Origin of the sequence: Cyclobacterium qasimii M12-11B, assembly GCF_000427295.1 — a bacterium.
Classification (GTDB): Bacteria; Bacteroidota; Bacteroidia; order Cytophagales; family Cyclobacteriaceae; genus Cyclobacterium; species Cyclobacterium qasimii.
On the sequence record NZ_ATNM01000008.1, the window covers coordinates 1 to 747 of the forward strand.

The 747-nt window shown below is 38.8% G+C and carries 1 protein-coding gene; it reads right to left on the minus strand.

Features of this window, described 5'->3' with window-relative positions:
- Positions 1 to 747: FIDD domain-containing protein (locus ADICYQ_RS00800; protein ID WP_200861865.1), on the minus strand; the 747-nt coding region annotated here is incomplete at both ends.

A 747-nucleotide genomic window follows, 5' to 3' on the forward strand; every position in this document is an offset into this window, starting at 1 on the left:
GGCGCGATTAATTGTGGTGTTGGCTCTACGATTAACCTTAACACTACAATTGTAGCACAGTCTGTCGCTATCGTTGGACTTTCTATTCGGGCATATAAGGTTTGTTCACCTTGTACAATGTTGTTATAATTAACGGTAGTGTCTATAGCATTTACTCCATTTTCTGCATTAATTTCTGTTTCGTGATAGGTTACCTCTAATCCTGGTGCTCCTCCGGTGATCTCATTATCCACATCTGTTAACGTAAATACTCCAATGCCGTCATTGTCTGGATCACAGTATCTCAATGGCTGTGGTGTAAAGGCGATTGGTGCTTGTTGTACTACTAATTCTAAAGTAGTGGTATCATAACAGCCTGTATTGATGTTTTCTACACGTACAAAAATAATTTGTCCATTACTGGTATTGGTATATAAGGTTGGTAATGGATTGGTTTCTGTTTCTGCTTCCGCCAAAGTCTCATAGTAACTTACAGAATACGCAGGGTTGTTTCCTGTGATTTCTGTATTCTTTAGACTTAAATCCATTTCTGTTAGACCGTCTGGTATGCCATCGTCACAAACCTCTAAAGCACTCGGTGCTACTAAAGTTGGTAATGGGTTAACGACTAAATTGAAAGTTACTTCTGAAGTACAACCTGTTAATGTATTAGTCAGTATTGCTATTATAGGTTGTGGACTGCTTGTATTTGTATATCCACCTAAAATTGGGTTGGTTTCTGTACTCGCATCTGCCGCATTCGCATAA